At 74.2% G+C, this 24,050-nt stretch carries 23 protein-coding genes; 14 read left to right on the forward strand and 9 right to left on the reverse strand.

Going from position 1 to position 24,050, the window contains the following annotated elements:
• Nucleotides 1-126: 126 nt before the first annotated feature.
• Together coaE and GTY84_RS07155 are read left to right on the forward strand one after the other, a co-directional pair.
• Complete coding sequence (coaE, locus tag GTY84_RS07150) at nucleotides 127-774, forward strand: dephospho-CoA kinase (protein WP_161225243.1); 648 nt, start codon at nucleotides 127-129, stop codon at nucleotides 772-774.
• Between the two features lie 67 nt (nucleotides 775-841).
• Nucleotides 842-1,222 (forward strand): tetratricopeptide repeat protein, encoded by a 381-nt coding sequence (locus tag GTY84_RS07155; protein ID WP_161225244.1) that lies wholly within the window; start codon nucleotides 842-844, stop codon nucleotides 1,220-1,222.
• 329 nt (nucleotides 1,223-1,551) lie between these two features.
• Here the strand turns inward: GTY84_RS07155 and GTY84_RS07160 are convergent, their stop codons facing one another.
• The gene (locus GTY84_RS07160; protein ID WP_161225245.1) at nucleotides 1,552-1,911 is read right to left on the reverse strand and encodes a DUF6343 family protein; all 360 of its coding nucleotides are present in this window, start codon (nucleotides 1,909-1,911) and stop codon (nucleotides 1,552-1,554) included.
• A 227-nt stretch (nucleotides 1,912-2,138) separates the two neighbouring features.
• The gene (locus tag GTY84_RS07165) at nucleotides 2,139-2,699 is read right to left on the reverse strand and encodes an RNA-binding S4 domain-containing protein (RefSeq protein ID WP_161225246.1); all 561 of its coding nucleotides are present in this window, start codon (nucleotides 2,697-2,699) and stop codon (nucleotides 2,139-2,141) included.
• A 112-nt stretch (nucleotides 2,700-2,811) separates the two neighbouring features.
• Between GTY84_RS07165 and GTY84_RS07170 the strand changes: the two genes are divergently transcribed.
• The gene (locus GTY84_RS07170; RefSeq protein ID WP_161225247.1) at nucleotides 2,812-3,540 is read left to right on the forward strand and encodes a uracil-DNA glycosylase; all 729 of its coding nucleotides are present in this window, start codon (nucleotides 2,812-2,814) and stop codon (nucleotides 3,538-3,540) included.
• A gap of 418 nt (nucleotides 3,541-3,958) precedes the next feature.
• Here GTY84_RS07170 and GTY84_RS07175 read toward each other — a convergent pair whose 3' ends face one another.
• Both GTY84_RS07175 and GTY84_RS07180 read right to left on the reverse strand, forming a co-directional pair.
• Nucleotides 3,959-4,393 carry a hypothetical protein gene (locus GTY84_RS07175; protein WP_202550111.1) on the reverse strand — a complete coding sequence of 145 codons (435 nt, stop codon included), beginning with the start codon at nucleotides 4,391-4,393 and terminating at the stop codon, nucleotides 3,959-3,961.
• The gene (locus GTY84_RS07180; protein ID WP_161225249.1) at nucleotides 4,390-5,028 is read right to left on the reverse strand and encodes an ATP-binding protein; all 639 of its coding nucleotides are present in this window, start codon (nucleotides 5,026-5,028) and stop codon (nucleotides 4,390-4,392) included. The genes GTY84_RS07175 and GTY84_RS07180 overlap by 4 nt, the downstream gene beginning before the upstream one ends.
• A gap of 244 nt (nucleotides 5,029-5,272) precedes the next feature.
• Between GTY84_RS07180 and GTY84_RS07185 the strand changes: the two genes are divergently transcribed.
• A complete protein-coding gene (locus GTY84_RS07185; RefSeq protein WP_161225250.1) occupies nucleotides 5,273-6,133 on the forward strand; it encodes a helix-turn-helix transcriptional regulator in 861 nt (286 codons plus the stop codon).
• A complete protein-coding gene (locus GTY84_RS07190; RefSeq protein WP_161225251.1) occupies nucleotides 6,134-6,409 on the forward strand; it encodes a DUF397 domain-containing protein in 276 nt (91 codons plus the stop codon).
• A 733-nt stretch (nucleotides 6,410-7,142) separates the two neighbouring features.
• Here the strand turns inward: GTY84_RS07190 and GTY84_RS07195 are convergent.
• Nucleotides 7,143-8,633 (reverse strand): glutamate synthase subunit beta, encoded by a 1,491-nt coding sequence (locus tag GTY84_RS07195; protein ID WP_161225252.1) that lies wholly within the window; start codon nucleotides 8,631-8,633, stop codon nucleotides 7,143-7,145.
• Between the two features lie 432 nt (nucleotides 8,634-9,065).
• Here GTY84_RS07195 and GTY84_RS07200 point away from each other — a divergent pair, with 432 nt between their 5' ends.
• Nucleotides 9,066-9,698 (forward strand): uridine kinase, encoded by a 633-nt coding sequence (locus tag GTY84_RS07200; protein WP_161225253.1) that lies wholly within the window; start codon nucleotides 9,066-9,068, stop codon nucleotides 9,696-9,698.
• Nucleotides 9,699-9,854: 156 nt separating this feature from the next.
• Nucleotides 9,855-10,649, forward strand: a complete 795-nt coding sequence (locus GTY84_RS07205; RefSeq protein WP_161225254.1) for a methyltransferase domain-containing protein — start codon at nucleotides 9,855-9,857, stop codon at nucleotides 10,647-10,649.
• 1,000 nt (nucleotides 10,650-11,649) lie between these two features.
• On the opposite strand, the gene GTY84_RS07210 is transcribed toward GTY84_RS07205, so the two are convergent.
• Together GTY84_RS07210 and GTY84_RS07215 are read right to left on the reverse strand one after the other, a co-directional pair.
• A complete protein-coding gene (locus GTY84_RS07210) occupies nucleotides 11,650-12,204 on the reverse strand; it encodes a methylated-DNA--[protein]-cysteine S-methyltransferase (RefSeq protein ID WP_161225255.1) in 555 nt (184 codons plus the stop codon).
• A gap of 56 nt (nucleotides 12,205-12,260) precedes the next feature.
• On the reverse strand, nucleotides 12,261-13,151 hold the full coding sequence (locus GTY84_RS07215; RefSeq protein WP_161225256.1) for a glycerophosphodiester phosphodiesterase family protein: 891 nt from the start codon (nucleotides 13,149-13,151) through the stop codon (nucleotides 12,261-12,263).
• Nucleotides 13,152-13,440: 289 nt separating this feature from the next.
• Between GTY84_RS07215 and GTY84_RS07220 the strand changes: the two genes are divergently transcribed.
• From GTY84_RS07220 to aroQ, 7 genes are all read left to right on the forward strand, one after another.
• Complete coding sequence (locus tag GTY84_RS07220) at nucleotides 13,441-14,313, forward strand: MHYT domain-containing protein (protein WP_161225257.1); 873 nt, start codon at nucleotides 13,441-13,443, stop codon at nucleotides 14,311-14,313.
• Between the two features lie 40 nt (nucleotides 14,314-14,353).
• Nucleotides 14,354-16,492 carry an excinuclease ABC subunit UvrB gene (gene uvrB / locus GTY84_RS07225; RefSeq protein WP_161225258.1) on the forward strand — a complete coding sequence of 713 codons (2,139 nt, stop codon included), beginning with the start codon at nucleotides 14,354-14,356 and terminating at the stop codon, nucleotides 16,490-16,492.
• A 167-nt stretch (nucleotides 16,493-16,659) separates the two neighbouring features.
• Complete coding sequence (locus GTY84_RS07230) at nucleotides 16,660-17,238, forward strand: TerD family protein (RefSeq protein ID WP_161225259.1); 579 nt, start codon at nucleotides 16,660-16,662, stop codon at nucleotides 17,236-17,238.
• 127 nt (nucleotides 17,239-17,365) lie between these two features.
• Nucleotides 17,366-19,348, forward strand: a complete 1,983-nt coding sequence (locus GTY84_RS07235; protein ID WP_161225260.1) for a TerD family protein — start codon at nucleotides 17,366-17,368, stop codon at nucleotides 19,346-19,348.
• A 287-nt stretch (nucleotides 19,349-19,635) separates the two neighbouring features.
• Nucleotides 19,636-20,646, forward strand: a complete 1,011-nt coding sequence (locus GTY84_RS07240) for a TerC/Alx family metal homeostasis membrane protein (protein WP_161225261.1) — start codon at nucleotides 19,636-19,638, stop codon at nucleotides 20,644-20,646.
• A 194-nt stretch (nucleotides 20,647-20,840) separates the two neighbouring features.
• A complete protein-coding gene (locus GTY84_RS07245) occupies nucleotides 20,841-21,941 on the forward strand; it encodes an ionic transporter y4hA (RefSeq protein ID WP_161225262.1) in 1,101 nt (366 codons plus the stop codon).
• A gap of 127 nt (nucleotides 21,942-22,068) precedes the next feature.
• Entirely contained in the window at nucleotides 22,069-22,542 is a 474-nt protein-coding gene (gene aroQ, locus GTY84_RS07250) for a type II 3-dehydroquinate dehydratase (protein ID WP_161225263.1), read from the forward strand.
• Between the two features lie 31 nt (nucleotides 22,543-22,573).
• Here the strand turns inward: aroQ and GTY84_RS07255 are convergent, their stop codons facing one another.
• Together GTY84_RS07255 and GTY84_RS07260 are read right to left on the reverse strand one after the other, a co-directional pair.
• Nucleotides 22,574-23,230 carry an MBL fold metallo-hydrolase gene (locus GTY84_RS07255; RefSeq protein ID WP_161225264.1) on the reverse strand — a complete coding sequence of 219 codons (657 nt, stop codon included), beginning with the start codon at nucleotides 23,228-23,230 and terminating at the stop codon, nucleotides 22,574-22,576.
• A 102-nt stretch (nucleotides 23,231-23,332) separates the two neighbouring features.
• Nucleotides 23,333-24,016, reverse strand: a complete 684-nt coding sequence (locus GTY84_RS07260; protein WP_161225265.1) for a maleylpyruvate isomerase family mycothiol-dependent enzyme — start codon at nucleotides 24,014-24,016, stop codon at nucleotides 23,333-23,335.
• Between the last annotated feature and the right edge of the window lie 34 nt (nucleotides 24,017-24,050).

A 24,050-nucleotide genomic window follows, 5' to 3' on the forward strand; every position in this document is an offset into this window, starting at 1 on the left:
CTGCTGGCGGACCGCGCCCGGCCGGTCCCGGCCGCCGGCCGGACCGGCGGCGGGGCGTCCGCCGCGGGCCGCGGCCGGTACGAGTGTCCCCGCCGGCGCGGGGCGGTGAGGGGTGGAGGCGCTGCCATGCTGTCCGTGGGCCTGACCGGTGGTATCGGCGCCGGCAAGAGCGAGGTGTCCAGGCTCCTCGTCGACTGCGGGGCCGTGCTGGTCGACGCGGACCGCATCGCGCGGGAGGTCGTCGCCCCGGGGACGCCGGGCCTTGCCGCGGTCGCGGCGGCCTTCGGCCCGGAGGCGCTCGCCCCCGACGGAAGTCTGGACCGGCCCGCCCTGGGCGCCGTGGTCTTCGCCGACCCCGAGAAGCTGGCCGCGCTGAACGCGATCGTGCATCCCCTGGTCGCCGCCCGCTCCCGCGCCCTGGAGGAGGCCGCCGACCCGGACGCCGTCGTCGTCCACGACGTCCCCCTGCTCACCGAGAACGGCCTCGCCCCCCGGTACGACCTGGTGATCGTGGTCGACGCCGACCCCGCCACCCAGCTCGACCGGCTGGTGCGGCTGCGCGGCATGACGCCCGGGGACGCCCGCGCGCGCATGGCCGCCCAGGCGACCCGCGAGCAGCGCCGGGCCGTCGCGGACATCGTCATCGACAACGACGTGCCGCTGGAGGACCTGCGGCGCCGGGTGCGGGAGGTGTGGGCGGAGCTGGTCCGCAGGGCGCGGGCGGCGGACCCCGCCCCGGACCGCGACCGGCCCCCGGGGCCGGGTGACGGGTGAGGGAACGCCCGGGAACAGCGGCCCCCGCGGGGGCGTCGACCGTCTCCACCGAAGGAAGGACAGTGCCGTGTCCGAGACCAGTGGCCCGACCGGACGCACTCCGGAGACCGACGTCATAGACTTCCGGGCCGCCGAGCAACTCCTCGCCGCCCGCGACCCCCGGGGCGCGGTGAAGCTCCTGGACGCCGTCATCGCCGCGCACCCGGAGAACACCGCGGCCCGGCTGCTGCGGGCGCGGGCCTTCTTCCTCGCGGCGCAGCTCAGGGCGGCCGAGCTGGAGTTCACCATCGTCCTGGAGCGCGAGCCGGACAACGCGTTCGCGCACTTCGCCCTCGCCCGCACCTATGAGCGCCGGAGCTGTCCCGACCTGGCCCGGCGCCACTTCCGGCTGGCGGCGGCACTGGACCCGAACCCGGAGTACCTGGAGCGGGCGCGCTTCGAGGACTGATCCGGGGCGGGGCCCCGGGCGGGGGGCCGACGGGCCCGGGTGACCGGCCCCGGGCGACCGGCCCCTGGTGACCGGCCCGGCCCCGGCCGGTGCGTCGTGGGACCGGTGCGGTGGGTTCAGGAGCGTGCGCGGCGGTCGCCGGGCCGGGCGCGAGTGCCGTCGGGCGCGGGGTGCGGGCCGGAAGCCGTGGGAGGCGGCGGGGCGCGGGGGAGCGGCCGATGTCGTGACTCTCTCGTGCCGGTGCCGGTGCAGTCTCGGTGCGGCGTCGGCGTCGACGTTGGTGTCGGCGTCGACGTTGGTGCCGGTCGGCTGGGCTGGGCTTTGGTACGTCACCCGCGCCGGTCGCGGTCCCCGCCGGGCGGTCGGTCCGGGGGACGCCCCGAGGGGATGTCCGGCGGGCGGTGCGGGGGAGCGCCCCGCGACCGGTCCGGGGGCACGGCCGGCGGCCGGTACGGAGGGACGTCGGGGCCGGGCTGGTAGTGGGGTCCCTGGCGGATGTGGCGCAGGATCACGGTCATGTCGACGGTGGCGACGAGCCACAGCACCCCGCAGGCCAGGGCCCAGCCGAGCCGCCCGGTCAGGGCGAAGACCGCCGTTCCGAAGACCGCCCAGACCAGCCCCCACAGGCTCAGCCAGAATCGCGCCCGCAGGGCGCTGCGCGCGGTCGCCGGTTCACTGCCCGTACGCATCGGGAACCACTACTCCTGCTGCCACGGTACTGCGGGCGCAACGGGATGGCACGGGCGCCGGAGGGTGCCCGTGGGGCGGCGCTCCCCGGTGCCTTGCCACGGGCACCCACCACGGCCCCGGGGCTGCCTCCGTCTCCGCACGGCGGAGGAGGGGCGTCCCAGAGGGGCCCGGGGCGGGAGGGGACCACGGAGGGAGGGGACCGCGGAGGGAGGGGACCGCGGAGGGCTCAGTGCCCGGCGGCCCGGCGGCCCTGGCTCTCCAGCGCGCGCAGGCGTTCCAGATCGCGGCGGTCGCGCTTGGTCGGACGGCCCGTGCCGCGGTCGCGGACGCCGGCCGGGGCGACGGCCTCGCGGGGCGGAGGCGGCGGGGAGTTGTCGACATAGCACTGGACGGCCACGGGGGCGCCGACCCGCTTGCGGATCAGCCGCTTCACGACCACCACCCGCTCCCGGCCCTCGTGCCGCAGGCGGACCTCGTCACCGACGCGCACCGCGTGGGCGGGCTTGACCCGCTCGCCGTTGACCCGGACATGGCCGCCCCGGCAGGCGGACGCGCCGAGCGAGCGCGTCTTGATCAGCCGGACCGCCCAGATCCAGCTGTCGATCCGGACGCTCTCGCCGGTCCGCGGCCCGGCCGCGTCGGCGGCGGCCGCCGCACGCGCCGTCGCGTCCGTGCCGTCCGCGGGGTCGTTTGCGACGGTCGCCGGGTCCGTGCCGGTCGCCCGGTCCATGGGGTCCCGCGGGGTCCGCGCCCCGCCGTCGCCGTCCTCGTCACGCTCGGAAGCCATGCCCCGACCTTAGCCGTCACCCCCGCGCACGGGGAGCGGATATCCGGGGGCGCCCCGCGGCCCCGACGCGGTCCCGGAGCGGCGACCCGCCCGGCGGTCCTACCGTGGAGCCATGAACAGCAGCGGCAGCGGCCTCGCCGACCTCGACCGGAGGATCACGGGCTGCCGGGCCTGCCCCCGGCTGGTCGCCTGGCGCGAGGAGGTGGCCCGCACCAAGCGCGCGGCCTTCGCCGACCGGACGTACTGGGGCCGCCCGGTGCCGGGCTTCGGCCCACCCGATGCCCGCCTGCTGATCGTCGGCCTCGCCCCGGCCGCCCACGGCGCCAACCGCACCGGACGGATGTTCACCGGCGACCGCTCCGGCGACGTGCTGTACCGGGCGCTGTACGACGTGGGCCTCGCATCCCGGCCCACCGCGGTCTCCGCCGACGACGGCCTCGAACTGCGCGGGGTGCGGCTCACCTCACCGGTGCACTGCGCGCCGCCCGCCAACAAGCCCACTCCCGGGGAGCGCGACACCTGCCGCCCCTGGCTGGTGCGCGAGCTTGACCTGCTGCGGCCCACCGTGCGCGCGGCGGTCGTCCTCGGCGCCTTCGGCTGGCAGGCCGCGCTGCCCGCGTTCGCCGCGGCGGGCTGGACGGTGCCCCGCCCCCGCCCCGTCTTCTCCCACGGGGCCCGGGCCACCCTGGAGGCGCCCGGCGGCGAGCCGCTCCGGGTCTTCGGCTGCTTCCACGTCAGCCAGCGCAACACGTTCACCGGCCGGCTCACCCCCGCGATGCTGCGCGACGTGCTGCGCACGGCGGCCGGGGCGGCGGGACTGCCGACGAAGGACGAGGAATGAGCGGGCGCCCGGACAGGAGTCCGCGCCGTCCGCGACGACTCCCGTCGTCCCCGGAACGGCCGCCTCGGCCATCCCCGGGCGCGTGGGCGCGCGGGCACCACGCTCGCGGCGGTACGAGGGCGCCGTACGGCGCGTGAGTCACCGGTCTTCGTCGCGCGGGGGACGCGGCGGCGCGGCACTGGTGGTGTGCGTGCCGTGAAGGCGCCGCCGGCCGTGGTGGCCGTGTCCCGGGCCCGCGCCGCTGTGCGGGGGTGCCGTGGTGGGCGGCCTGCGGGTGGCCGTGGAGGCGGCCGCGCGGTCGTCATGGACGGGGACGGGGGAGCCGTTCACCAGTGACGGTGAAACCGGGGCCCGGAGCCGGCACCGTCCCCCTGCTGCCGCCGCCGACGCTGCCGCACCGCGGGGCCGTTCGCCACCGCTACGCGCTGACCGCCCGCGACCAGGTGGGCTTCGTGTCCGTCAGCCGGCACAGCGCCAGGTAGAGAGGTATCGGCGGCGTGTACGGCACGGTGCCGTCGGGGCGGTGGATGAGCCCGGGGAGGACGGGGGAGTCCGGCAGGACCGCGCCGGTGGCGTAGCACGCCGGGGCGGGCCACTCCAGGGCGTAGTCGGAGTCGGACGGGACGATCCACCACCAGTGCGCCTCGTCGGCGTAGACACAGCCCACGCGCGGCAGCCGGGGCATCACCAGCGGGCCCAGCCGCGCGGGCACCGCCACCGCGTCGCAGCCCAGCGGCGCCGTCATACCGTCCGGCACGGGCAGTCGCCGGGGCAGCGCCGGAGCGCGCAGTTCGCGCTGGAGCCGTACCAGCGTGTCCATGCCGAGCGGCCGGATGCCGGTCGCGGCCCTCATAGCCATGCGGTCCCCGTTCCCCCGTGGATCTGCTGTCGTGCCCCGAAACCCGGTTCGGCCTCGGTCCCCCCGCCGCCGCGCGGCGGCACCGGCTTCGGACGGGCGCCCCAGCCCAGGTCGTCGCGGGGCTCCCGGGAGGTGTCCGTCCCACGCGTCAGCTCGGCCCAGACGAGCAGACCGGGGCCGTGCTCATGGGCGCCCCACGCCTCGCAGAGGGCGTCGACGAGCAGCAGCCCCCGGCCGTGCTCGTCCTCGGGCTGCCGGTCGGCCGAGGGCTGGGGCCGGCCAGGGGCGCAGCCCTCGTCGCGCACGGCTATGCGGACCAGATCGTCGTCGTCGTGCAGCTCGCAGACGATGTGCGCGCTCGCGGTGTGCACGATCGCGTTGGTGACGAGTTCGGAGACCACCAGGGCCGCCGTGTCGCGGGTGTCCTCGCCCACCGCCCAGCCGGTCAGCCGGTCCCGGGTCAGGCGTCTGGCCTGCGCGGGAGAGCCCGGATGCGCGGCCAGCTCGAAACGGAAACGGCGCTGGGCGGCGACGGCCCCCAACGGGCCGGCTCCCATGGCGGCACCGAGAACCGGACGGTTCACGATGGCATCAGTTCCTAAGGGCGCGGACGGAATCACGCTTGCCACTATCGCCCCGCCGAGAACACTTGGCAAGTGTCACTCTGAAAAATGCAGAGTGCTGTGTGACGGTCTGAGCGGTCGTGGCACACTGCTCACAACAGCACGTCGAGCGGCGCCACTTCAGATCCCCGAAGGTCTGCCGCGGGCCTTCGAACGGATCTTCGAATGGCGCCGCCGGGCTGTCCGGACGGGTCCGGACCGGTCCGGACCAACGGGCCCGTTCGCAGCAGTGCTTTCAGGAGGTGAAAGGGTGAGTGAGCCCCGGTCCGCGCCGACGGTCGGCCAGGTCGTCCTCGGCCGTCGACTGCTGGACCTGCGCGAACGCGCCGGACTCAAGCGCGAGGAGGCGGCCCGCGTCCTGCGCGTCGCCCCGGCCACCGTCCGCCGCATGGAGACCGCCGAGGTCGCCCTCAAGATCCCCTACCTCCAGCTGCTCCTGAAGGCCTACGGCATCCCGGACGACGAGGCGGAGATCTTCGTCCGGCTCGCCGAGGACGCCAACAAGCCCGGGTGGTGGCAGCGCTACCACGACATCCTGCCGGGCTGGTTCTCCATGTACGTCAGCCTGGAGGGCGCGGCCTCCCTGATCCGCTCCTACGACCCCCACTTCGTCCCCGGGTTGCTCCAGACCGAGGACTACGCGCGGGGGGTCCTCCGCTCGGGCGCCATAGGCCAGACCCGGCCCGACGACATCGAACGCCATGTCGCGCTGCGCATGCGGCGCCAGGAGCTGCTGACCCGCCAGGACGCGCCCCGCCTGTGGGTCGTGATGGACGAGACCGCGCTGCACCGCGGGGTCGGCGGTCCGGAGGTGATGCGTGCCCAGATCGACAGGTTGCTCGACGCCACGAAGCTGCCCAACGTCACGCTGCAGGTCGCCCCGTTCGCCAACGGGCCGCACCCCGGCACCTACGGGCCCTTCGTGCTGTTCCGATTCGCCATGCCGGAGCTTCCGGACATGGTCTACAGCGAGTACCTGACCGGCGCCGTCTACCTGGACGCGCGCGCCGAGGTGGCGACCCATCTCGAGGTCATGGACCGCATGGCGGCGCAGGCCGCCACGGCACATCGCACGAAGGAGATCCTCCGGGATCTCCGCAAGGAGCTGTGAATGGATCGTATGACGTCCCACCCCGGGCCCCTCAGGCTCGGGCAGCGGATCTACAACGGGATGCCCGCCCGTGACCTGGGCAGCGAGGGCTGGCACAAACCCTGGAGCGGCGGCAACGGCGGCAACTGCCTGGAGGCCATGAAGCTCGCCGACGGCCGGATAGCCGTGCGCCAGTCCACCGATCCCGACGGTCCGGCCCTGATCTACACCTCCGCCGAGATGACCGCCTTCATCCAGGGCGCCAAGGCCGGGGAGGCGGACTTCCTGCTCTCCTGAAGGAACGAAAATGCTGCATCCTGTTGATGATTGCTGCTAAGGCTTGGCATTGATCCGGTCACCCGCCGCGGTGGCGTTCCGCTCGCCGTGACCCAAAGGGCGGCGGCCAGGAGAATTCCCATGTGTCACCCGCGTTCGCGCGGGTGACACGTGTTTTCCGGCGGTGCCGCCGCGCCGTAGGGCGCCGCCGCGCCACCGATGGCTGTCGTGCCGCCGTGCCCGTCGATGGCCCCGCTGCCACCGCTGTGCGGCCGGTTGCCGTCGTGGTCCGGTCGGAGCGGGCTGTCCGGCCGCCCTCTGGTATCCGTCCGGTTCGGCCCTCGCTCCGGCGGTGTTCCGGTCCGGCCGGTCCAGGGGCGGGGGCGGCGGTGCGGCCGGGAGCCGCGCGGGGCGGGGGTGCCGTCCGGCGTACGCGTGTGCGGGCCGGCCACGGATATGGGTGCCGGGTGCCGGGTGCCGGGTGCCGGGTGCCGGGGCGGGCGCGCTGGGCACGGGCCCGGGCCGGCCGACTCTCGCTGGTCACGGTTCCCGCGCCGGGCACGCCGTCACCGGCGCCGGTCGTGGGCCATGGGAACCGAACACCAGGCGGCCATGGCGCCAGTCAGCCGGCACCGATCAGGCGGCCGTCGGCGCCGACCGGATACCACGGGCATCGGTCACCCGGTCACCCGGTCACCCGGTCACTCGGTCGCCGGGGGCCGGGGGCCGGGGGCCGGACGGCCGCGGGCGCCGGTCACGCGGTCATCGGCCGGTCACGGGAACCGATCGGCGACGGCAGGCTCCCCTCGCCGCCCGACAGCAGGCGGTCCACGGCCGCCGCCACCGATCGCCCCTCCGCGACCGCCCACACGATCGACGACTGCCCCCGTGCGGCGTCCCCGGCGGCGAACACCCCCGGGACCCCGGTCGCGAAGTCCTCGTCCCGGGCGAGGGTGCCGTCGTCGTCCAGTGCCAGCCCCAACTGCCCGATCAGCCCGTCCTCCCGGTCCGGTCCCGAGAAGCCGAGGGCGAGCAGCACCAGATCGGCGGGCAGCGTCCGCCCGGTACCCGGCTGCGGCCGCCGCTCCGTGTCCACCCCGGTCAGGCGCAGCCACCGCACATGGCCCTCCGCGTCCCCCATGAAGCGCAGCGCGCACGACGCGAACAGCCGTGCGTCCGCGTCCGACACCGGCGCCGACCGCAGCTCCCGCGCCTCCTCGTGCGCCGCCGACACCCGGTACAGCCGCGGATACGTTGGCCAGGGCTCGGCCTTCTCGTCCCGCGCCGTGCCCGGCCGGGGGCGGATGTCGAGCTGGGTCACGGAGGCCGCGCCCTCCCGCACCGCCGTCCCCAGGCAGTCCGCGCCGGTGTCGCCGCCGCCGACGATGACGACGTGCCTCCCGGCGGCCGACAGCGGCGAGACCTCCAGATCGCCCGCGCTCACCCGGTTGGCCGACGGCAGGTACTCCATCGCCTGGTGCACCCCCGCCAGCTCCCGGCCCGGCACGTCCGCCTCCCGCCAGGCGGTCGCCCCGGTGGTGATCACCACCGCGTCGTAGCGGGCCCGCAGTTCGTCGGCGTCGATGTCCCGGCCGACCGCGACCGAGGTGCGGAACCTCGTCCCCTCCGCCCGCATCTGCCCGATCCGCCGGTCCAGCCGCCACTTCTCCAGCTTGAACTCGGGAATGCCGTACCTCAGCAGCCCGCCCGGCCGGTCGTCCCGCTCGTAGACCGCCACCGTGTGCCCGGCCCGGGTGAGCTGCTGGGCCGCCGCCAGCCCGGCGGGACCCGAGCCGATCACCGCCACCGTCCGCCCGGAGAGCCGCCCGGGCGGCAGCGGCGCGACGAAACCCTCCTCCCAGGCCCGGTCCGCCACCGCGCACTCGACGTCCTCGATGGTGACCGCCGGCCTGTTGATCGCCAGCACGCAGCCCGCCTCGCACGGCGCGGGGCACAACCTGCCCGTGAACTCCGGGAAGTTGTTCGTGGCGTGCAGCCGCTCGCTCGCCGCCCGCCAGTCCGCGCGGGAGACCAACTCGTTCCACTCGGGGATGAGGTTGCCGAGTGGGCACGCCTCGTGGCAGAACGGCACCCCGCAGTCCATGCAGCGGTCGGCCTGCCGCTCGGCCAGGGGGAGCGGCGCCCCCGGCGCTCCCACCTCGTTCCAGTCCCGGACCCGTTCTCCGACCGGCCGACGCGGTCGCTCCTCGCGGGGCGTGGTCAGGAATCCGTGGGGATCGGCCATGGCCGTCTTCCTTGCGTACGGGGTGACGGGCCGGGCGGGACGGTCGGAGCGGGCGGTGCGGACGCGGCCTTGCGGGTGCGGCGCCGGACGCGGGGCCGTCGGGTGACCGGCTCGTGCGCTGCGTGGGGTTGTGGTGTGGGCCGGCGCGTTCCGGACCGTGCTGCTCCGGCTCGTGCGAGGACCCGCGCGGTGCTGCCGGTCACCCCGCACCGTGCTCCCGGTGGGGAACCGGGCGGGCCGGACAGGGCCACCGGACGGGACCGCCGCCCGGGGTGTCACCGGCCGCCGACGGCCGGCGCCCCGTGGCCCCCGTGCGAAGGTGCCCGTCTCGTCACGGTACGCCCGTCCGGGCGATGTGCGCACGGCGTCGGGTGCGGACGGTACCGGAAGGGTGCCCTGCGGACCGGGCCGCGCCTGGCGCATCATGGGCCCGTGCGACTCGAACCGATCACCTGGGACCGGCTCGGCGGCCTGCTGGCGGAGCGCCTGCTCGGCCTGGAGCCCGCGGACGGCGCCCGCTGGACCCGCGTCGCCCTCGACGGCGCCCCGGCCGCCCGCCCCGGCGATCTCGCCGAACGCATCGCCGAGGCGCTGCGCCCGCTCGGCCGCCCCTCCCTCGTCGTCGGCACGGAGGGCTTCCTCCGGCCCGCCTCGCTGCGCCTGGAGTACGGGCACCGGGACGTCGAGTCCTACTACAACGGCTGGTACGACACCGGTGCCCTGTGGCGGGAGGTCTTCGACCCTCTCGGACCGGACGGCGACGGACGCGTCCTGCCCGACCTCCGGGACCCCGTCACCGACCGGGCCACGCGCAGCCCCTACGTCTCCCTGCCGCCCGGCGGGGTCCTGCTGCTGCACGGGCCGTTCCTGCTGCGCCACTGGTTCCCCTTCGACCTCGGCGTCCACCTCACCCTCGGGCCCGGCGCCCTGCGCCGCCGCACCCCCGAGTCCGACCACTGGACCCTTCCCGCCTTCGCGCGCTACGAGCGGGAGGCCGAACCCGCCGCCCACGCCGACGTCCTGGTCCGCGCCGACGATCCGCGGCACCCCGCGTGGAACGGGTGAGACACGCGGTACCCGGGCCCCTCGGGACCGCCGGCCGCCCCCCTGCCGGCACCCCGGGCGGACCATGCCGGGCCCCATGGGGCGTGCCCCGCCGCCCCCGGGCCGCCCGGTGCGTCGCCCGCTTCCGACAAGCCGGGCAACTGGGATGATCGCCGCATGACGCGAACCGACGGATACCTCCTCGACAACCGCCGCTCCGAGGCGGCGGAGCGCTTCGACGCCTTCGCCACGCTCTTCGACCCCACCACCTTCCGGCACCTGGAGGCGCTCGGCGTCGGCCCCGGCTGGCGCTGCTGGGAGGCCGGGGCCGGTGGTACCTCCGTGGTGTCCTGGCTGGCCAAGAGGGTCGGGCCGACCGGCCACGTCGTCGCCACCGACATCGACACCTCCCGCCTCGCCCCGGCCGCCCGCCCGCCCGTCGAGGTGCACCGGCACGACGTGGGCGCCGACGAGCCGCCCGGGGACGGGTTCGACCTCGTGCACGCCCGTCTCCTCCTCGTCCATGTGCCGGACCGGGACCGCGCCCTCCGCTCGATGATCAGGGCCCTGCGGCCCGGCGGACGCCTCCTCGTCGAGGACGCCGACCCCGCCCTGCAGCCCCTGCCCTGCCCCGACGAGCACGGTCCCGAGCAGCGGCTCGCCAACCGGCTGCGGCAGGGCTTCCGCGATCTGCTCGCCGAGCGCGGCGCCGACCTCTCCTACGGCCGCCGACTGCCCCGGCTGCTGCGCGAGGCCGGACTCCGCCGCGTGGAGGCCGACGCCTTCTTCCCGGTCGCCTCGGACGCCTGCGCCGCCCTGGAGTCCGCCACCGTCCGCCACGTCCGCGACGAGCTGGTCGCCGCCGGGGCGGCCACGGACGAGGACATCGAACGCCACCTCGCCAACGTGGCCTGCGGCGCCATGGACCTGGCTACGGCTCCGATGATCTCGGCCTGGGGCCGCAAGCCGTAGCCGCCCTCGGCCGTCCGCGGGACGGGCACCACCGCCCACCGCCCTGCCCGGAGCCACGCCCCTCGCCTCCATGCCGCGCCCCTCTCCCACGCCCGGCGAAGATCCCTTCCCCGCCCTCCCACACTCCGCCGGGACATCTCGTCCGCCCCGTCGGTCCCCGCCTCGCCGCCCGGTGGCCGCCGGGTGCCGGCGGGCACCCCCGGCGTTCGTACCGCCCCGTCCAGCCACCACCAGCACCATGACCTCGCCCCTGTTCCTCGCCGTCCCCCTGAATCCTTGCGAAGGACGGCCTGCCGGAAACCCCGACCCGACCCGGAGCCGGCCCTGGCGTCACCCTGAGACGGAACCCGGGCCCGGGGCCCATGACGGACCCCGCGGGCACGTCCGCAGCCACGTCGTCCTCCGGGTGCGCGCCCCTGTGTCCGCGGCGGACCGCTCCGAGCGGTCGGTCGGCCTCGAACCCCTACGGGTCGCGGTACACCGAGGGGGCCGTGGGTTCCTCTCCGTACAGCCGGACGTCGAGGTGGTCCCCGGTCCGGCGCCGCACGCCATGGCAGGGCGGACGCTGCCCGGGGCCGCCGACGTTCCGGGCCGTCCCGTCAGCCATGGGCGTCCGGCCCTGCCGACGGAACGCCTTCGACGCCCCGCGCGCGTCCGGCTGGGGGAGCAGGCCGCGCCGATGCCGGAGATCACCCACGACTCCTACGGGCCGGAGGTCGGGCGCCGCGCGCCTTCCGCTTCAGTGCCCCGGACGGCAACGTCATCGGGGCCCGGCCCTACGACTGGGCACCGCTGCGGGCCCCGCCGGGGACACCCGCCCGCCGTCCTTCCGGACCCGGCACGGCGAGAGCCGAAGCCGACGTGGGCACGTGCGCGGGCAGGGCGCGGTCCCGGCCCAGGTACGACCCGCCGACCCGTCCCCTCACGGGCGGCGTTCCGCTCCGCCGGAAGGGCCGTCCGGCACCGGCCGCCCGGCGCGGCACCCCGGCCACCGGCCCGGTCAGAACAATGGCTCGGGCAGCACGCCCTCCAGCGCCAGCAGTTTCCGCTTGGTCTCCAGCCCGCCCCCGAAGCCGCCCATGCCCCCGCCGCTCTCCACCACCCGGTGACAGGGCACGACCACCGGCAGCGGATTGGCCCCCATCGCCGCCCCCACCGCCTGGGCTGCGCCCGGCTGCCCCACCCTGTGGGCCAGGTCGCCGTACCCGACGACCGAACCGCAGGGGACGCCGGACGCCAGCTCCCGCAGGACCCGGCGGTTGAAGCCCGAGATCAGCGACCAGTCCAACGGCAGGTCGAAATCCCGCCGACGGCCCGCGAAGTACGCCTCGACCTGCGCTACCGCCTCGGTCAGCAGGGGAGAGCCGGGCGCCTCGACGGGCCGGACGCCCAGCCGCGACGCCAGCCGGTCCAGCGCCCGGTCGCGCACCGCGTCCGTGGCGTGGAACACCACGTTGACCAGGCCCTTACGGGTCGCGGCCAACAACAGCGGACCGATGCCGGTGGCCATGACGGTCCACACGGCCTCTTGCTCGTCCTGCTCCTCGACCTCCATGCGCCCCACCGTACGGCGCGGCACCGACACCACCGGGGACCCGGACACCGCCCGGATCAGCGGACGGAGGCGCCCACCGGTTCGCGCACGGCGTCGCGCACCACGTCGGGCCGGTTGCTGATCACGCCGTCCACCCCGTACCCGGCGACCTTCCGCGCGGTGTCCGCGTCGTCGACCGTCCAGGCGAAGACCCGCAGCGGGTCGCCGTGCGGCCCCCGATGGGCGTGCACGGCGGAGACGTAGGGCCGGGACAGGGAGCCGTGCGCGGGGTTGACCTGGTCGGCGAACTCCGCGTACCGAGCCAGGTCGGGCACCTGCGGCGCGCCGAGGAACCCGGTCCGCACGGCGGGCTCCAGTTCGTGCACGGTCCGGACGCTGTCCGCGCTGAAACTCTGCACCACCAGCCGCCCCTCCAGGTGCGCGTCGTCCAGCCACCCCTCGTCGTCCAGCACCCGGAGGGTCTGCTCCTCGACGCCCGGGTACAGCTCGGGGCTCTTCAGCTCCAGGAGCAGCCTCTGGTGGTTCCGCTCGACGCGCCGCAGGTACTGCGTCAGCGTGGGCACGCGCGTACCGGCGTACCCGGGGGAGAACCAGGAGCCCGCGTCCAGCCGCGCGACCTCCGCCGCGGTGAAGTCCCTCACCCGCCAGGGCGACCGGTCGGGGAAGACCTCCTCGGCGTCGGTGGTGCGCTTCAGGGTCTCGTCGTGCAGGACGACCAGCTCGCCGTCGCTGGTCCGCTGGACGTCGTTCTCCACCCAGTCGACGCCCAGCCCCGCCGCCCGGTCGACGGCCGCCAGGGTGTTCTCGGGCGCGTAGGCGCTGGCACCCCGGTGGGCCACGACCGTGGGACCCGCCGCGCCGTCGTCGGTGCGGGCCCGGGAACTGGGGGCCAGGAGGGCGATCCCCAGCAGAGCGGTGATCGTGACGGCCACTGCGCGCGCGTGCATCCGGTCTCCTCGCGTCGTGCGATCACTGACAGCATCACTGTGGCAGCGGAGAGTCAACGGCAAAGGGGTGCGGCGTGACCACGGGCTGAACAACGTCGCTCAATTCCGCACACCGGGGCCCCACAACTGGGTCGAAGCCGTGATTCTTTGCCGCAGCATCGTTCGGCCGTTCCGGTGGGGGCCATATCCTCTGCCAGACCCGGACCGCCCCGCGCGGCGCCGGGACGGGGTGCGTACCGGGCCATTCCGGAATCCCACCGGAATGTGAGACGGCGGAAGGCAGCCGCGGATGCGGGACACGGTCGACGGATTCAGCTACGGACTGGTCACCCCCCTGGTGGCCTACCTCATGGCCCTGCTCGGCGGCGCCCTGGGGCTGCGCTGCACCACCAGATCACTGCGGGCCGGCGGATCCCGGCGCGCCCTCTGGCTCGCCCTCGGCTCCGGCGCGATCGGCTCCGGCATATGGACCACGCACTTCATCGCCATGATGGGCTTCACCATCGAGGGGACGCCGATCCGCTACGACCGGGCGACGACCTTCGCGAGCCTCGCCGTCGCCGTCGTCATGGTCGGGGTGGGCATCTTCATCGTGGGCCACCGCGGCGCCCGCGGGACCGCCCTGTTCACCGGCGGCACCCTGACGGGGCTCGGCATCGCCTCGATGCACTACCTGGGCATGGCGGGCATGCGGATGAACGGGCGGCTGGAGTACGACACGCCCACCGTGGCCCTCTCCGTCGCCATCGCCACGGCCGCCGCCACCACGGCCCTCTGGGCGGCGGGTCAGGACCGCGGCTTCGCCTGGAGCACCGGCGCGAGCCTGGTGATGGGGCTCGCCGTCACCGGCATGCACTACACGGGCATGGCCGCCCTCCGGGTGCACGCCCACGGCACGGCCGGTCCCGCCGCCGGCGACTCCCCGGCCGAACCGCTGGCACCCCTGCTGATCGGCCCCCTCGCCTTCCTCCTCCTGGCCGCCGTCGTGGTGATGTCCGACCCGCTGATGGTCATGGGCGGGCCCGCCCACCCCGGCCGGGAACCCGGCGTCCCCGCCCGTCCGCAGGGCGCCCGCGCCGTCCACCACCGGCCCCGCCACCACCCGCACCACCCGCGCCGTCGGCTCGCCCACCGGCGCCCGCGCGCCCCCCAGAACCGCTGACCGGAGCCCGTTGTCAGTGCGGAGTCGTACCGTGGAACCCATGCGGCCCGTTTCCCAGATCGAACGCACGGTGGCGCCCTTCGAGGTCGTCAGCCCCTACCAGCCCAGCGGCGACCAGCCGACGGCCATCGCCGACCTCGCCCGGCGCATCGAAGCGGGCGAGAAGGACGTCGTCCTGCTCGGCGCGACCGGCACCGGCAAGTCCGCCACCACCGCGTGGATGATCGAGAAGCTCCAGCGGCCCACCCTCGTGATGGCTCCGAACAAGACGCTCGCCGCCCAGCTGGCCAACGAGTTCCGCGAGCTGCTGCCGAACAACGCGGTCGAGTACTTCGTCTCGTACTACGACTACTACCAGCCCGAGGCGTACGTTCCGCAGTCGGACACCTATATCGAGAAGGACTCCTCGATCAACGAGGAGGTGGAGCGCCTGCGCCACTCCGCGACGAACTCCCTGCTCACCCGCCGGGACGTCGTGGTGGTCGCCTCCGTCTCCTGCATCTACGGCCTCGGCACCCCGCAGGAGTACGTGGACCGCATGGTCCCCCTCCGCGTCGGTGACGAGCACGACCGGGACGAACTGCTGCGCCGCTTTGTCGACATCCAGTACACGCGCAACGACACGGCGTTCACCCGCGGCACCTTCCGCGTGCGCGGCGACACCATCGAGATCTTCCCGGTCTACGAGGAGCTCGCCGTCCGCATCGAGATGTTCGGCGACGAGATCGAGGCCCTCTCCACCCTCCACCCGGTCACCGGCGAGATCATCAGCGACGACCGGCAGCTGTACGTCTTCCCCGCCTCCCACTACGTCGCCGGCCCCGAGCGCATGGAGCGGGCCGTCAACGACATCGAGAAGGAGCTGACCGGCCGCCTGGCCGAGCTGGAGAAGCAGGGCAAGCTCCTGGAGGCCCAGCGGCTGCGCATGCGCACCACCTACGACCTGGAGATGCTCCGCCAGATCGGCACCTGCTCCGGCGTGGAGAACTACTCGATGCACTTCGACGGCCGCCTGCCCGGCTCACCGCCGAACACCCTGCTGGACTACTTCCCGGACGACTTCCTCCTCGTCATCGACGAGTCTCATGTCACCGTGCCCCAGATCGGCGCCATGTACGAGGGTGACGCCTCCCGCAAGCGCACCCTCGTCGACCACGGCTTCCGGCTGCCCTCCGCCCTGGACAACCGGCCGCTGAAGTGGGAGGAGTTCCAGGAGCGCATCGGGCAGACGGTCTACCTGTCCGCGACCCCGGGCGCCTACGAGCTCTCCCGGTCGGACGGCGCGGTGGAGCAGATCATCCGCCCCACCGGCCTCGTCGACCCCCAGGTCGTCGTCAAGCCCACCGAGGGCCAGATCGACGACCTGGTGCACGAGATCCGCTCCCGCACCGAGAAGGACGAACGCGTCCTCGTCACCACCCTCACCAAGAAGATGGCCGAGGACCTCACCGACTACTTCCTGGAACTCGGCATCCAGGTGCGCTATCTGCACAGCGACGTCGACACCCTGCGCCGGGTCGAGCTGCTGCGGGAGCTGCGGGCCGGCGAGTACGACGTCCTCGTCGGCATCAACCTGCTGCGCGAGGGCCTCGACCTGCCCGAGGTGTCCCTGGTGGCGATCCTCGACGCCGACAAGGAGGGCTTCCTGCGCTCCGGCACCTCCCTGATCCAGACCATCGGCCGCGCGGCCCGCAACGTCTCCGGTGAAGTCCACATGTACGCCGACCGGATCACCCCGGCGATGGAGAAGGCCATCGACGAGACGAACCGCCGCCGCGAGAAGCAGGTCGCCTACAACAAGGCCAACGGCATCGACCCGCAGCCGCTGCGCAAGAAGATCAACGACATCGTCGCCCAGATCGCCCGCGAGGACGTCGACACGGAACAGCTCCTCGGCTCGGGCTACCGCCGGACCACGGACGGCAAGGCCGCCAAGGCCCCGGTGCCCGCCCTCGGCAAGGTGGCGGCCAACGGTGCGGCCAGGGGCAGGGGCAAGGACCGCGCCGAGGTGCCCACGGACCGTCCCGCTGCCGAACTCGCCGGGCAGATCGAGGAGATGACCACTCGCATGCGGGCTGCCGCCGCGGACCTCCAGTTCGAGATCGCGGCCCGGCTGCGCGACGAGGTCTCCGAGATGAAGAAGGAACTGCGCCAGATGAAGGAGGCCGGACTGGCCTGACGGCGCACGGGGGAAGGCGCAGTGTTGCAAGAACGACACAAAGTAGGGCTCGGGGTACGTCACTGTCAGTGCCCCTGCGTAGGGTTTCGGTCAACCGCGGTGTCCGCGGTTGACCGCACCGCGGGCCTCCGCGGCGACCGGGGAAGTACGAAGAGGGGAAGCAGCGCGTGACCGTCAACATGACCAAGGGTCAGGCCATCAGTCTGCAGAAGAACGACGGCGGCAGCCTGACGGCCGTGCGCATGGGTCTCGGCTGGCAGGCCGCCCCCCGACGCGGCCTGTTCGGCTCGCGCACCCGGGAGATCGACCTCGACGCCTCCGCGGTGCTGTTCGCGGACAAGCAGCCCGTCGACGTCGTCTTCTTCCGCCACCTCGTGAGCGACGACGGCTCGGTGCGCCACACCGGGGACAACCTCGTCGGCGGTGCGGGCCAGGGCGGCGACGACGAGTCCATCCTCGTCGACCTCCAGCGCGTCCCGGTCCACATCGACCAGATCGTCTTCACCGTGAACAGCTTCACGGGCCAGACCTTCCAGGAGGTGCAGAACGCGTTCTGCCGACTGGTCGACGAGACCAACGGCCAGGAACTGGCCCGCTACACGCTGGCGGGCGGCGGTGCCTACACCGCCCAGATCATGGCCAAGGTCCACCGTTCGGGCCAGGGCTGGGCGATGACCGCGCTCGGCAGCGCCGCCAACGGCCGCACCTTCCAGGACCTCATGCCCGCGATCCTGCCGGTCCTGTAGGGACCGCGCGCTACCGCCGTCCGGGCGGTCGGTCCCGCCGGGGAGGCGGGCCGGGGCCGCCCGGACGGCAGTCGCGCGAGCGGCGGCACGGCACCAGTGACAGACGAACGACACAGGGGGATGGGCGATGACGGCCGAGCTGGTGCGGGGGCAGAACCACCCGCTTGCCCAGGCCCGCCTGGAGATCCGCGTCTCGGCCGGTACGCCGGTCGCGGCGGCGGCCACACTCGGCGACGAGAACGGCACGGTCCACGGCGCCGGAGGGGTGGCCCACCCGGGCGCGCCCACCCTGCCGGGTCTGGAGGTCTCCCGGCAGGCCGCCGCCGACCACCGCCTCGCGGTGGACCTCGACGCCGTGCCGGACGCCGTGCACCGCGTCAGCGTGCTGCTGGCCCTGCCCGCCGACGGGCGGGGCCACGCCGGTTTCGGCTCCGTCGCCGCCCCCTTCGTCGCCGTCACCGGTCTCGACGGCACCGGGATCGCCAGCTACACCATCACCGGCCTGGGGACCGAGACCGCCCTGATCGCCCTGGAACTGTACCGCCGCCAGGGCGCCTGGAAGGTTCGTGCCGTGGGCCAGGGCTACGCGGGCGGCCTCGCCGAACTCCTCGCCGACCAGGGGCTCGTCGAGGCGGCGCCGCTCGCCGGCACCATCCAGGAGGCCGTCGCCCGGGGCCTCGCCCGCTCGGTGCCCGCACCCCCGCCGCGCACCCCGGACGCCGACCGCGCCCCGCTGCCCACCACCGCCCCGGCCCAGGGCCCGGAGAACGGCGCCACCGCGCCCCAGGGGGTTCCCGGACCCGCTCCGGCGGCCTCCCCGTACGACGCCTCCGGCGGCACGGACGGGCCGGCCGACGCGGTCCCGGGCGTGGCGCCTTCCGGCGGCGGCCCGGTCGACTACACGCATCCGCGACGGCAGAACGCCGCACCGCCCCCGCCGCCTCCGACGGTGCCTCCGGCGGCCCCCGGAGAGCCCGCCCGGCCCGTCGCGGGGGATGCCACCGGCTGGTCCATGGACGAGCGGCTCTACAACCAGGTGTGGGGCATGTTCGAGGACCTGGCCCGCTCCGCCGCCGCCTACCGCAGCGCCGTCGACTTCGCGGACTCCCGCATGGAGAAGGAGCTGGACCACGCCCTGTCCGACCCGCGCAGCCGGATCGGCGGACAGGGCGACGCCGCGCGGGAAGCGGCGCGCGCCAGGCACGGCCAGCTCGTCGCCCGGGCGAGGGAGGTCCTCGACCGCGACCTCGCCCAGCTCGCCGCCGAGGCCGATGTCGTCGAACCCGCCCTCCCCGCCGCCTTTGCCCGCTGGGACAACCCCGTCTGGCAGGCCCACCGGGTGCCCATGGAGACCCCGATGGCCCTGCGCCTGGGCGATCTGCGACTACCCGAGGCCGACGCGATACGCATCCCCATGCTGATCCGGCTGCCGCTGGAGCGCGGGCTCTGGATCGACAGCGGGCGGCCCGGATCGTCCGAGGGCGCCTTCGCCGACTCCCACGAACTGCGGCACCTCGCGATGGAGGCGGCCGTCACGCACGCCGCCCGGCTGCTGGCCGTCCACCCGGCGGGCGACTTCACCGTGCACGTCATCGATCCCGCCGGTTCGGGCACGCGGGCGCTGGAGCCGCTGGTGCGCACCGGTGTGCTCGCGGGCCCGCCCGGCCACGGCGCGGCGGGGGTGACGGACGTCCTGGCCCGGCTCACGCAGCGGGTCGACCTGGTGCAGATGGCGCTGCGCGGCGGGGCCGCCGACGCGCTGCCGCCGGACCTCGACACCTCCCAGCAGTTGCTGATCGTCAACGACTTCCCGCACGGGTTCGACGACCGGGCGGTGAACCAGCTCCGCTACCTCGGGGACGAGGGGCCCGCCGTCGGCGTGCATCTGATGATGGTCGCGGACCGCGAGGACTCCGCGGGGTACGGGCCGCTGCTCGACCCGCTGTGGCGCTCGCTGCTGCGGCTGACCCCGGTGGCCGACGACCATCTGGCGGACCCCTGGGTGGGCCACGCGTGGACGTACGAGCCGTCGCGGGTGCCGCCGGGCAGCCAGGTGATCCAGCAGGTGCTCACCCGCCTCGCGGAGGCCCGCCGCTCGTGGGGCCGATGAGCCCGCACCGTCACGTCAAGGGGAAGTAAAGGGTAGCTGGCCAGGCATTTTGTATTTCTCTTTACCTAGCTCTTTACCTTCCCTTGGGGAAGAGGGTACTGTTTTCCGTACGGAGGGGAGTACTCCCTGTCTGCTGCGGCGCACCCGTCAATACGGATCAGGCCAGATCCCGGGACGTCGGCCCGCGGGCGGCCGGGCGCATCACGCGCCTCGGTGGCCCCGGGTGGAAGAGACCTCCGGCAGCGATGACGCTGACATCCGCCGAGTGACGTACTGCCGGAGGCGCAGTGGAAGTTTCCGTGACCCTGTGGGTCCTGACCATCGTGGGCCTCGCCGCCCTCATCTCGGTCGATTTCTTCATCGGCCGCAAACCGCACGACGTGTCGATCAAGGAAGCGGGCATCTGGACGGTCGTCTGGATCGCCCTGGCCGCCCTTTTCGGGCTCGGCCTCCTGCTCTTCGCGGGCGGACAGCCCGCGGGCGAGTTCTTCGCGGGCTTCGTCACCGAGAAGTCCCTGAGCGTGGACAACCTCTTCGTCTTCGTCCTGATCATGGCGAAGTTCGCGGTGCCCTCGCAGTACCAGCAGCGCGTGCTGCTCTTCGGTGTCCTCATAGCACTGGTCCTGCGGGCCGGATTCATCGTGGCGGGCGCCGCGATCCTCGCCAGCTTCTCCTGGATGTTCTACCTCTTCGGAGCCTTCCTGATCTGGACCGCTTGGAAGCTGATCCAGGAGGCCCAGGCCGAGGAGGAGGACGAGGAGTTCGAGGAGAACAAGCTGCTCAAGGCGGCCGAGCGCCGCTTCGGCGTCGCCGACCGCTACCACGGCACCCGGCTGTGGATCGAGGAGAACGGCAAGCGGGTCATGACCCCGATGCTCGTCGTGATGCTCGCCATCGGCACCACCGACATCCTCTTCGCGCTCGACTCCATCCCGGCGATCTTCGGCCTGACCCAGGACCCGTACATCGTCTTCACCGCCAACGCCTTCGCCCTGATGGGCCTGCGCCAGCTCTACTTCCTCATCGGCGGCCTGCTCAAGAAGCTGGTCCACCTCTCCTACGGCCTGTCGGTCATCCTGGGCTTCATCGGCGTGAAGCTGGTGCTCCACGCCCTGCACGAGTCCGGGGTGCCCGTCCCCGAGATCAGCATCCCGGTCTCGCTCGGCGTGATCTGCTCCGTCCTGATCGTCACCACGCTCACCAGCCTCCGGGCCTCCCGGAAGGAGGCGGCGCGGGCCGCCGCGGACGCGGAGGACGAGCGGGAGGCAAGCACCGTGAAGGACGGCACCGGCCGCTGACTCGGCCGCGGCCCCCGCGCACCACATCACCCCCGCGCGGGGGCCGTCGCGCCCCGCCGACGCCCCCCTCCGCCGCGCCATCGGTCGCCGGTGCGCGGCGGAGGGGGGGCGCCCGCCCCGGCCCGCGCGCGGCACCCGCCCCGGCCCATGTGACCGAGCGTGCGCGCCCTGTTCTCCTCTGCGACGATCGACGCATGACCAGTCGGCCAAGGGCGCTCCTGACACAGTGGACGACCATCGTGCCGGTGACCGCGGTCGTGCTGCTGCTCCTCACCTGGGGACGCCACATGCCGGGGGTGATCGTCGCCCTGCTCACGGTCGTCCTCGCGGCGTCCGTCCTGGCCGCCGTGCACCACGCCGAGGTGGTGGCGCACCGCGTCGGCGAACCCTTCGGCTCCCTCGTCCTGGCAGTGGCGGTCACCGTCATCGAGGTCGCCCTCATCGTGACCCTGATGATCGACGGCGGCGACAAGAGCGCCTCCCTCGCCCGGGACACCGTCTTCGCCGCCGTGATGATCACCTGCAACGGCGTCGTCGGACTCAGTCTCCTCGTCGGCTCCCTGCGCCATGGCACGGCCGTGTTCAACCCCGAGGGCACCGGCGCCGCCCTCGCCACCGTCGCGACCCTGACGACCCTCAGCCTGGTCCTGCCGCCGTTCACCACCAGCGCCCGGGGGCCGGAGTTCTCCACGGTCCAGCTCAGCTTCGCCGCCGTCTCCTCACTGATCCTCTACGGCCTTTTCGTCGCCACGCTGACCGTGCGGCACCGCGACTACTTCCTGCCCATCACCCGGCAGGGCGAGGTCATCTCCTGGGAGGACCACGCCGACGCCCCGACCGTCCGCGCCGCCCTGATCAGCCTCGGGCTGCTGGGCCTGGCCCTGATCGGCGTCGTCGGCCTCGCCAAGGGGGTCTCGCCCACCATCGAGAGCGGAGTGGAGGCCGCCGGACTGCCCCACGCCGTCGTCGGTGTGATCATCGCCCTGCTGGTGCTGCTCCCCGAGACCATCGCCGCGGTGCGCTCGGCCCGCCGCGACCGGGTGCAGACCAGTCTGAACCTGGCCCTGGGCTCGGCCATGGCCAGCATCGGCCTGACCATCCCGGCGGTCGCCCTGGCCTCCGTCTGGCTCTCCGGACCGCTCGTCCTCGGCCTCAGCCCCACCCACATGGTGCTGTTCGCCCTCACCGTCGTGGTCTCCTCCCTGACGGTCGTCCCCGGCCGGGCCACGCCCCTGCAGGGCGGCGTCCACCTGGTGCTGTTCGCGGCCTACCTGGAACTCGCCGTCAACCCGTAGCCGCCGGACGGGGACCGGAACGGGCGGTGGGGGAGCGGCCGTCAGCCCGCAAAGGGCGCCGTGATAGACCGGGGCCCGAGCGGCGTCCCGCGCCGGCACCGCCGCACCCGAACGGACCGGAGGAACCGTGCCCCGCACCCTGGCCAACGCCCCGATCATGATCCTCAACGGACCCAACCTGAACCTGCTCGGCCGACGGCAGCCGGAGATCTACGGCCACGACACCCTCGCCGACATCGAGGCCCTGTGCGCTAAGGCCGCCGCCGCGCACGGCGGCACCGTGGACTTCCGTCAGTCCAACCACGAGGGGGAACTGGTCGACTGGATCCACGAGGCCCGGCTCGGCCACTGCGGCATCGTGATCAACCCCGCCGCCTACTCGCACACCTCCGTGGCGATCCTGGACGCCCTCAACACCTGCGACGGGCTCCCCGTGGTGGAGGTCCACCTCTCCAACATCCACCGGCGCGAGGAGTTCCGCCACCACTCCTACGTGTCCCGCCGGGCCGACGGCGTGATCGCCGGGTGCGGAGCGCAGGGCTACGCCTTCGGCGTGGAACGGGTCGCCGCGCTGGCCGGGACCGGCCGGGCCGGGGCCTGAACGCCCCGGGCACCGTCCGCGCGCCCGGCGCTCACCAGCCCCGGGCGCGCCACTCCGCCAGATGCGGGCGCTCGGCCCCGAGCGTCGTGTCGTTGCCGTGGCCCGGGTAGACCCACGTCTCGTCGGACAACGGAGCGAAGATCCTGGTCTCGACGTCGTGGATCAGGCGGGCGAACGCCTCCGGGTCGTCGTGCGTGTTCCCCACGCCCCCCGGGAAGAGGCAGTCCCCCGTGAAGACGTGGGGGTGGCCGTGGGGGTCGTCGTAGACGAGGGCGATCGAGCCCGGGGTGTGGCCGACCAGATGGCGCGCGGTGAGCTCCACCCGGCCCACCCGGACGGTGTCGCCGTCGTCCACCAGGACGTCGGTCGGGACGGGGATGCCCTCGGCGTCGAACCGGCCCGCGAGGGTGCGGGCGCCGGTGGCCGCGACGACCTCGGCGAGGGCCTGCCAGTGGTCGGCGTGCCGGTGGGTGGTGACGACGGCGGTGATGCCGTCGTCACCGATCGTGCCGAGGAGCGTCCCCGCGTCGGCGGCGGCGTCGATGAGCACCTGCTCGTCGGTGGCCCGGCAGCGCAGCAGGTAGGCGTTGTTGTCCATCGGGCCGACCGCGATCTTGGTGATCATCAGGTCCTTGAGCTCATGCACGTCGGCGGGTCCGCCGACCCTCACCTCTCCGCTGTACGTCATGGCAGCCAGCTTAGGGGTGTCCGGCGGGTGCCCGCGGTGCCGGGCGCCCGCCGTCGGCCGCCCGGGCCCGCCGCGTCCCCGCGTCCCCGCGGTGGCGGCCGGCTACAGCGCGGGCGGCGCGGGCAGCGGGCCGCCCTCGGCGGTCAGCGCGGAGCCGTCGCGGCGGCCGGCCAGCCAGCCGACGAGCTCGGCCGGGGCGCCGGTGACCGTCACCTCCGGCTCGCCCTCGCGGCCCGTGCGCCAGGAGCGGACGCCGTCGGTGATCCGGGTGGGCGGCACGCCCGGGTTGCCGTCGAACCGGTCGGTGAGGAAGTCGATCTCCCGCTCCGTGAAGTCCGCCGGGAGGTCCTCCAGCTCGTAGCCGACCCCCAGGTCCACGTGGTGCAGCTCCAGCTCGATCCAGCGGCGGAAGGGAATCCGGGACGCCGAGTCGGTGACCCCGTTGCGCAGCTCCACGGTGCGCGACCAGTCGGCGGGCGCCTCCGCTGCCGCCCGCAGCCCGGCGGCGCTCTCGCGCAGGTCGGCGAGGTGGACGTCGACGGGACGTGCGGCGCCCTGCTCGATGTCGGCGTCCCGGGCACCGTCGGAGGCGTACATGGGGCGGGCCTCGAGGGCGTTGGTGAGCGCCTCCGCGTTGCGGGCGAGATGGGCGAGAACATGTCCGCGGGTCCAGCCCGGAAGCCGTGACGGCTCGTTCACGGAGGCGTTGTCCAGGGTGCCGACCGAGGCGAGGAGCCGCTCGGTGGCCTTGTGGACGGCCGCCAGATCGTGCGCGTGATCAATCATGGGCCGACCCTAGTCCGCGCCACTCCTTCGGGTG

It is taken from the genome of Streptomyces sp. SID8352 (genome assembly GCF_009862265.1).
Classification (GTDB): Bacteria; Actinomycetota; Actinomycetes; order Streptomycetales; family Streptomycetaceae; genus Streptomyces.

Coding starts and splice junctions, on each gene's coding strand:
- coaE (WP_161225243.1), top strand. CDS start 127: ATGCTGTCCGTGGGCCTGACCGGTGGTATCGGCGCCGGCAAGAGCGAG.
- GTY84_RS07160 (WP_161225245.1), bottom strand. CDS start 1,911: ATGCGTACGGGCAGTGAACCGGCGACCGCGCGCAGCGCCCTGCGGGCG.
- GTY84_RS07165 (WP_161225246.1), bottom strand. CDS start 2,699: ATGGCTTCCGAGCGTGACGAGGACGGCGACGGCGGGGCGCGGACCCCG.
- GTY84_RS07170 (WP_161225247.1), top strand. CDS start 2,812: ATGAACAGCAGCGGCAGCGGCCTCGCCGACCTCGACCGGAGGATCACG.
- GTY84_RS07175 (WP_202550111.1), bottom strand. CDS start 4,393: ATGAGGGCCGCGACCGGCATCCGGCCGCTCGGCATGGACACGCTGGTA.
- GTY84_RS07190 (WP_161225251.1), top strand. CDS start 6,134: ATGGATCGTATGACGTCCCACCCCGGGCCCCTCAGGCTCGGGCAGCGG.
- GTY84_RS07195 (WP_161225252.1), bottom strand. CDS start 8,633: ATGGCCGATCCCCACGGATTCCTGACCACGCCCCGCGAGGAGCGACCG.
- GTY84_RS07205 (WP_161225254.1), top strand. CDS start 9,855: ATGACGCGAACCGACGGATACCTCCTCGACAACCGCCGCTCCGAGGCG.
- GTY84_RS07210 (WP_161225255.1), bottom strand. CDS start 12,204: ATGGAGGTCGAGGAGCAGGACGAGCAAGAGGCCGTGTGGACCGTCATG.
- GTY84_RS07215 (WP_161225256.1), bottom strand. CDS start 13,151: ATGCACGCGCGCGCAGTGGCCGTCACGATCACCGCTCTGCTGGGGATC.
- GTY84_RS07220 (WP_161225257.1), top strand. CDS start 13,441: ATGCGGGACACGGTCGACGGATTCAGCTACGGACTGGTCACCCCCCTG.
- uvrB (WP_161225258.1), top strand. CDS start 14,354: ATGCGGCCCGTTTCCCAGATCGAACGCACGGTGGCGCCCTTCGAGGTC.
- GTY84_RS07235 (WP_161225260.1), top strand. CDS start 17,366: ATGACGGCCGAGCTGGTGCGGGGGCAGAACCACCCGCTTGCCCAGGCC.
- GTY84_RS07245 (WP_161225262.1), top strand. CDS start 20,841: ATGACCAGTCGGCCAAGGGCGCTCCTGACACAGTGGACGACCATCGTG.
- GTY84_RS07255 (WP_161225264.1), bottom strand. CDS start 23,230: ATGACGTACAGCGGAGAGGTGAGGGTCGGCGGACCCGCCGACGTGCAT.
- GTY84_RS07260 (WP_161225265.1), bottom strand. CDS start 24,016: ATGATTGATCACGCGCACGATCTGGCGGCCGTCCACAAGGCCACCGAG.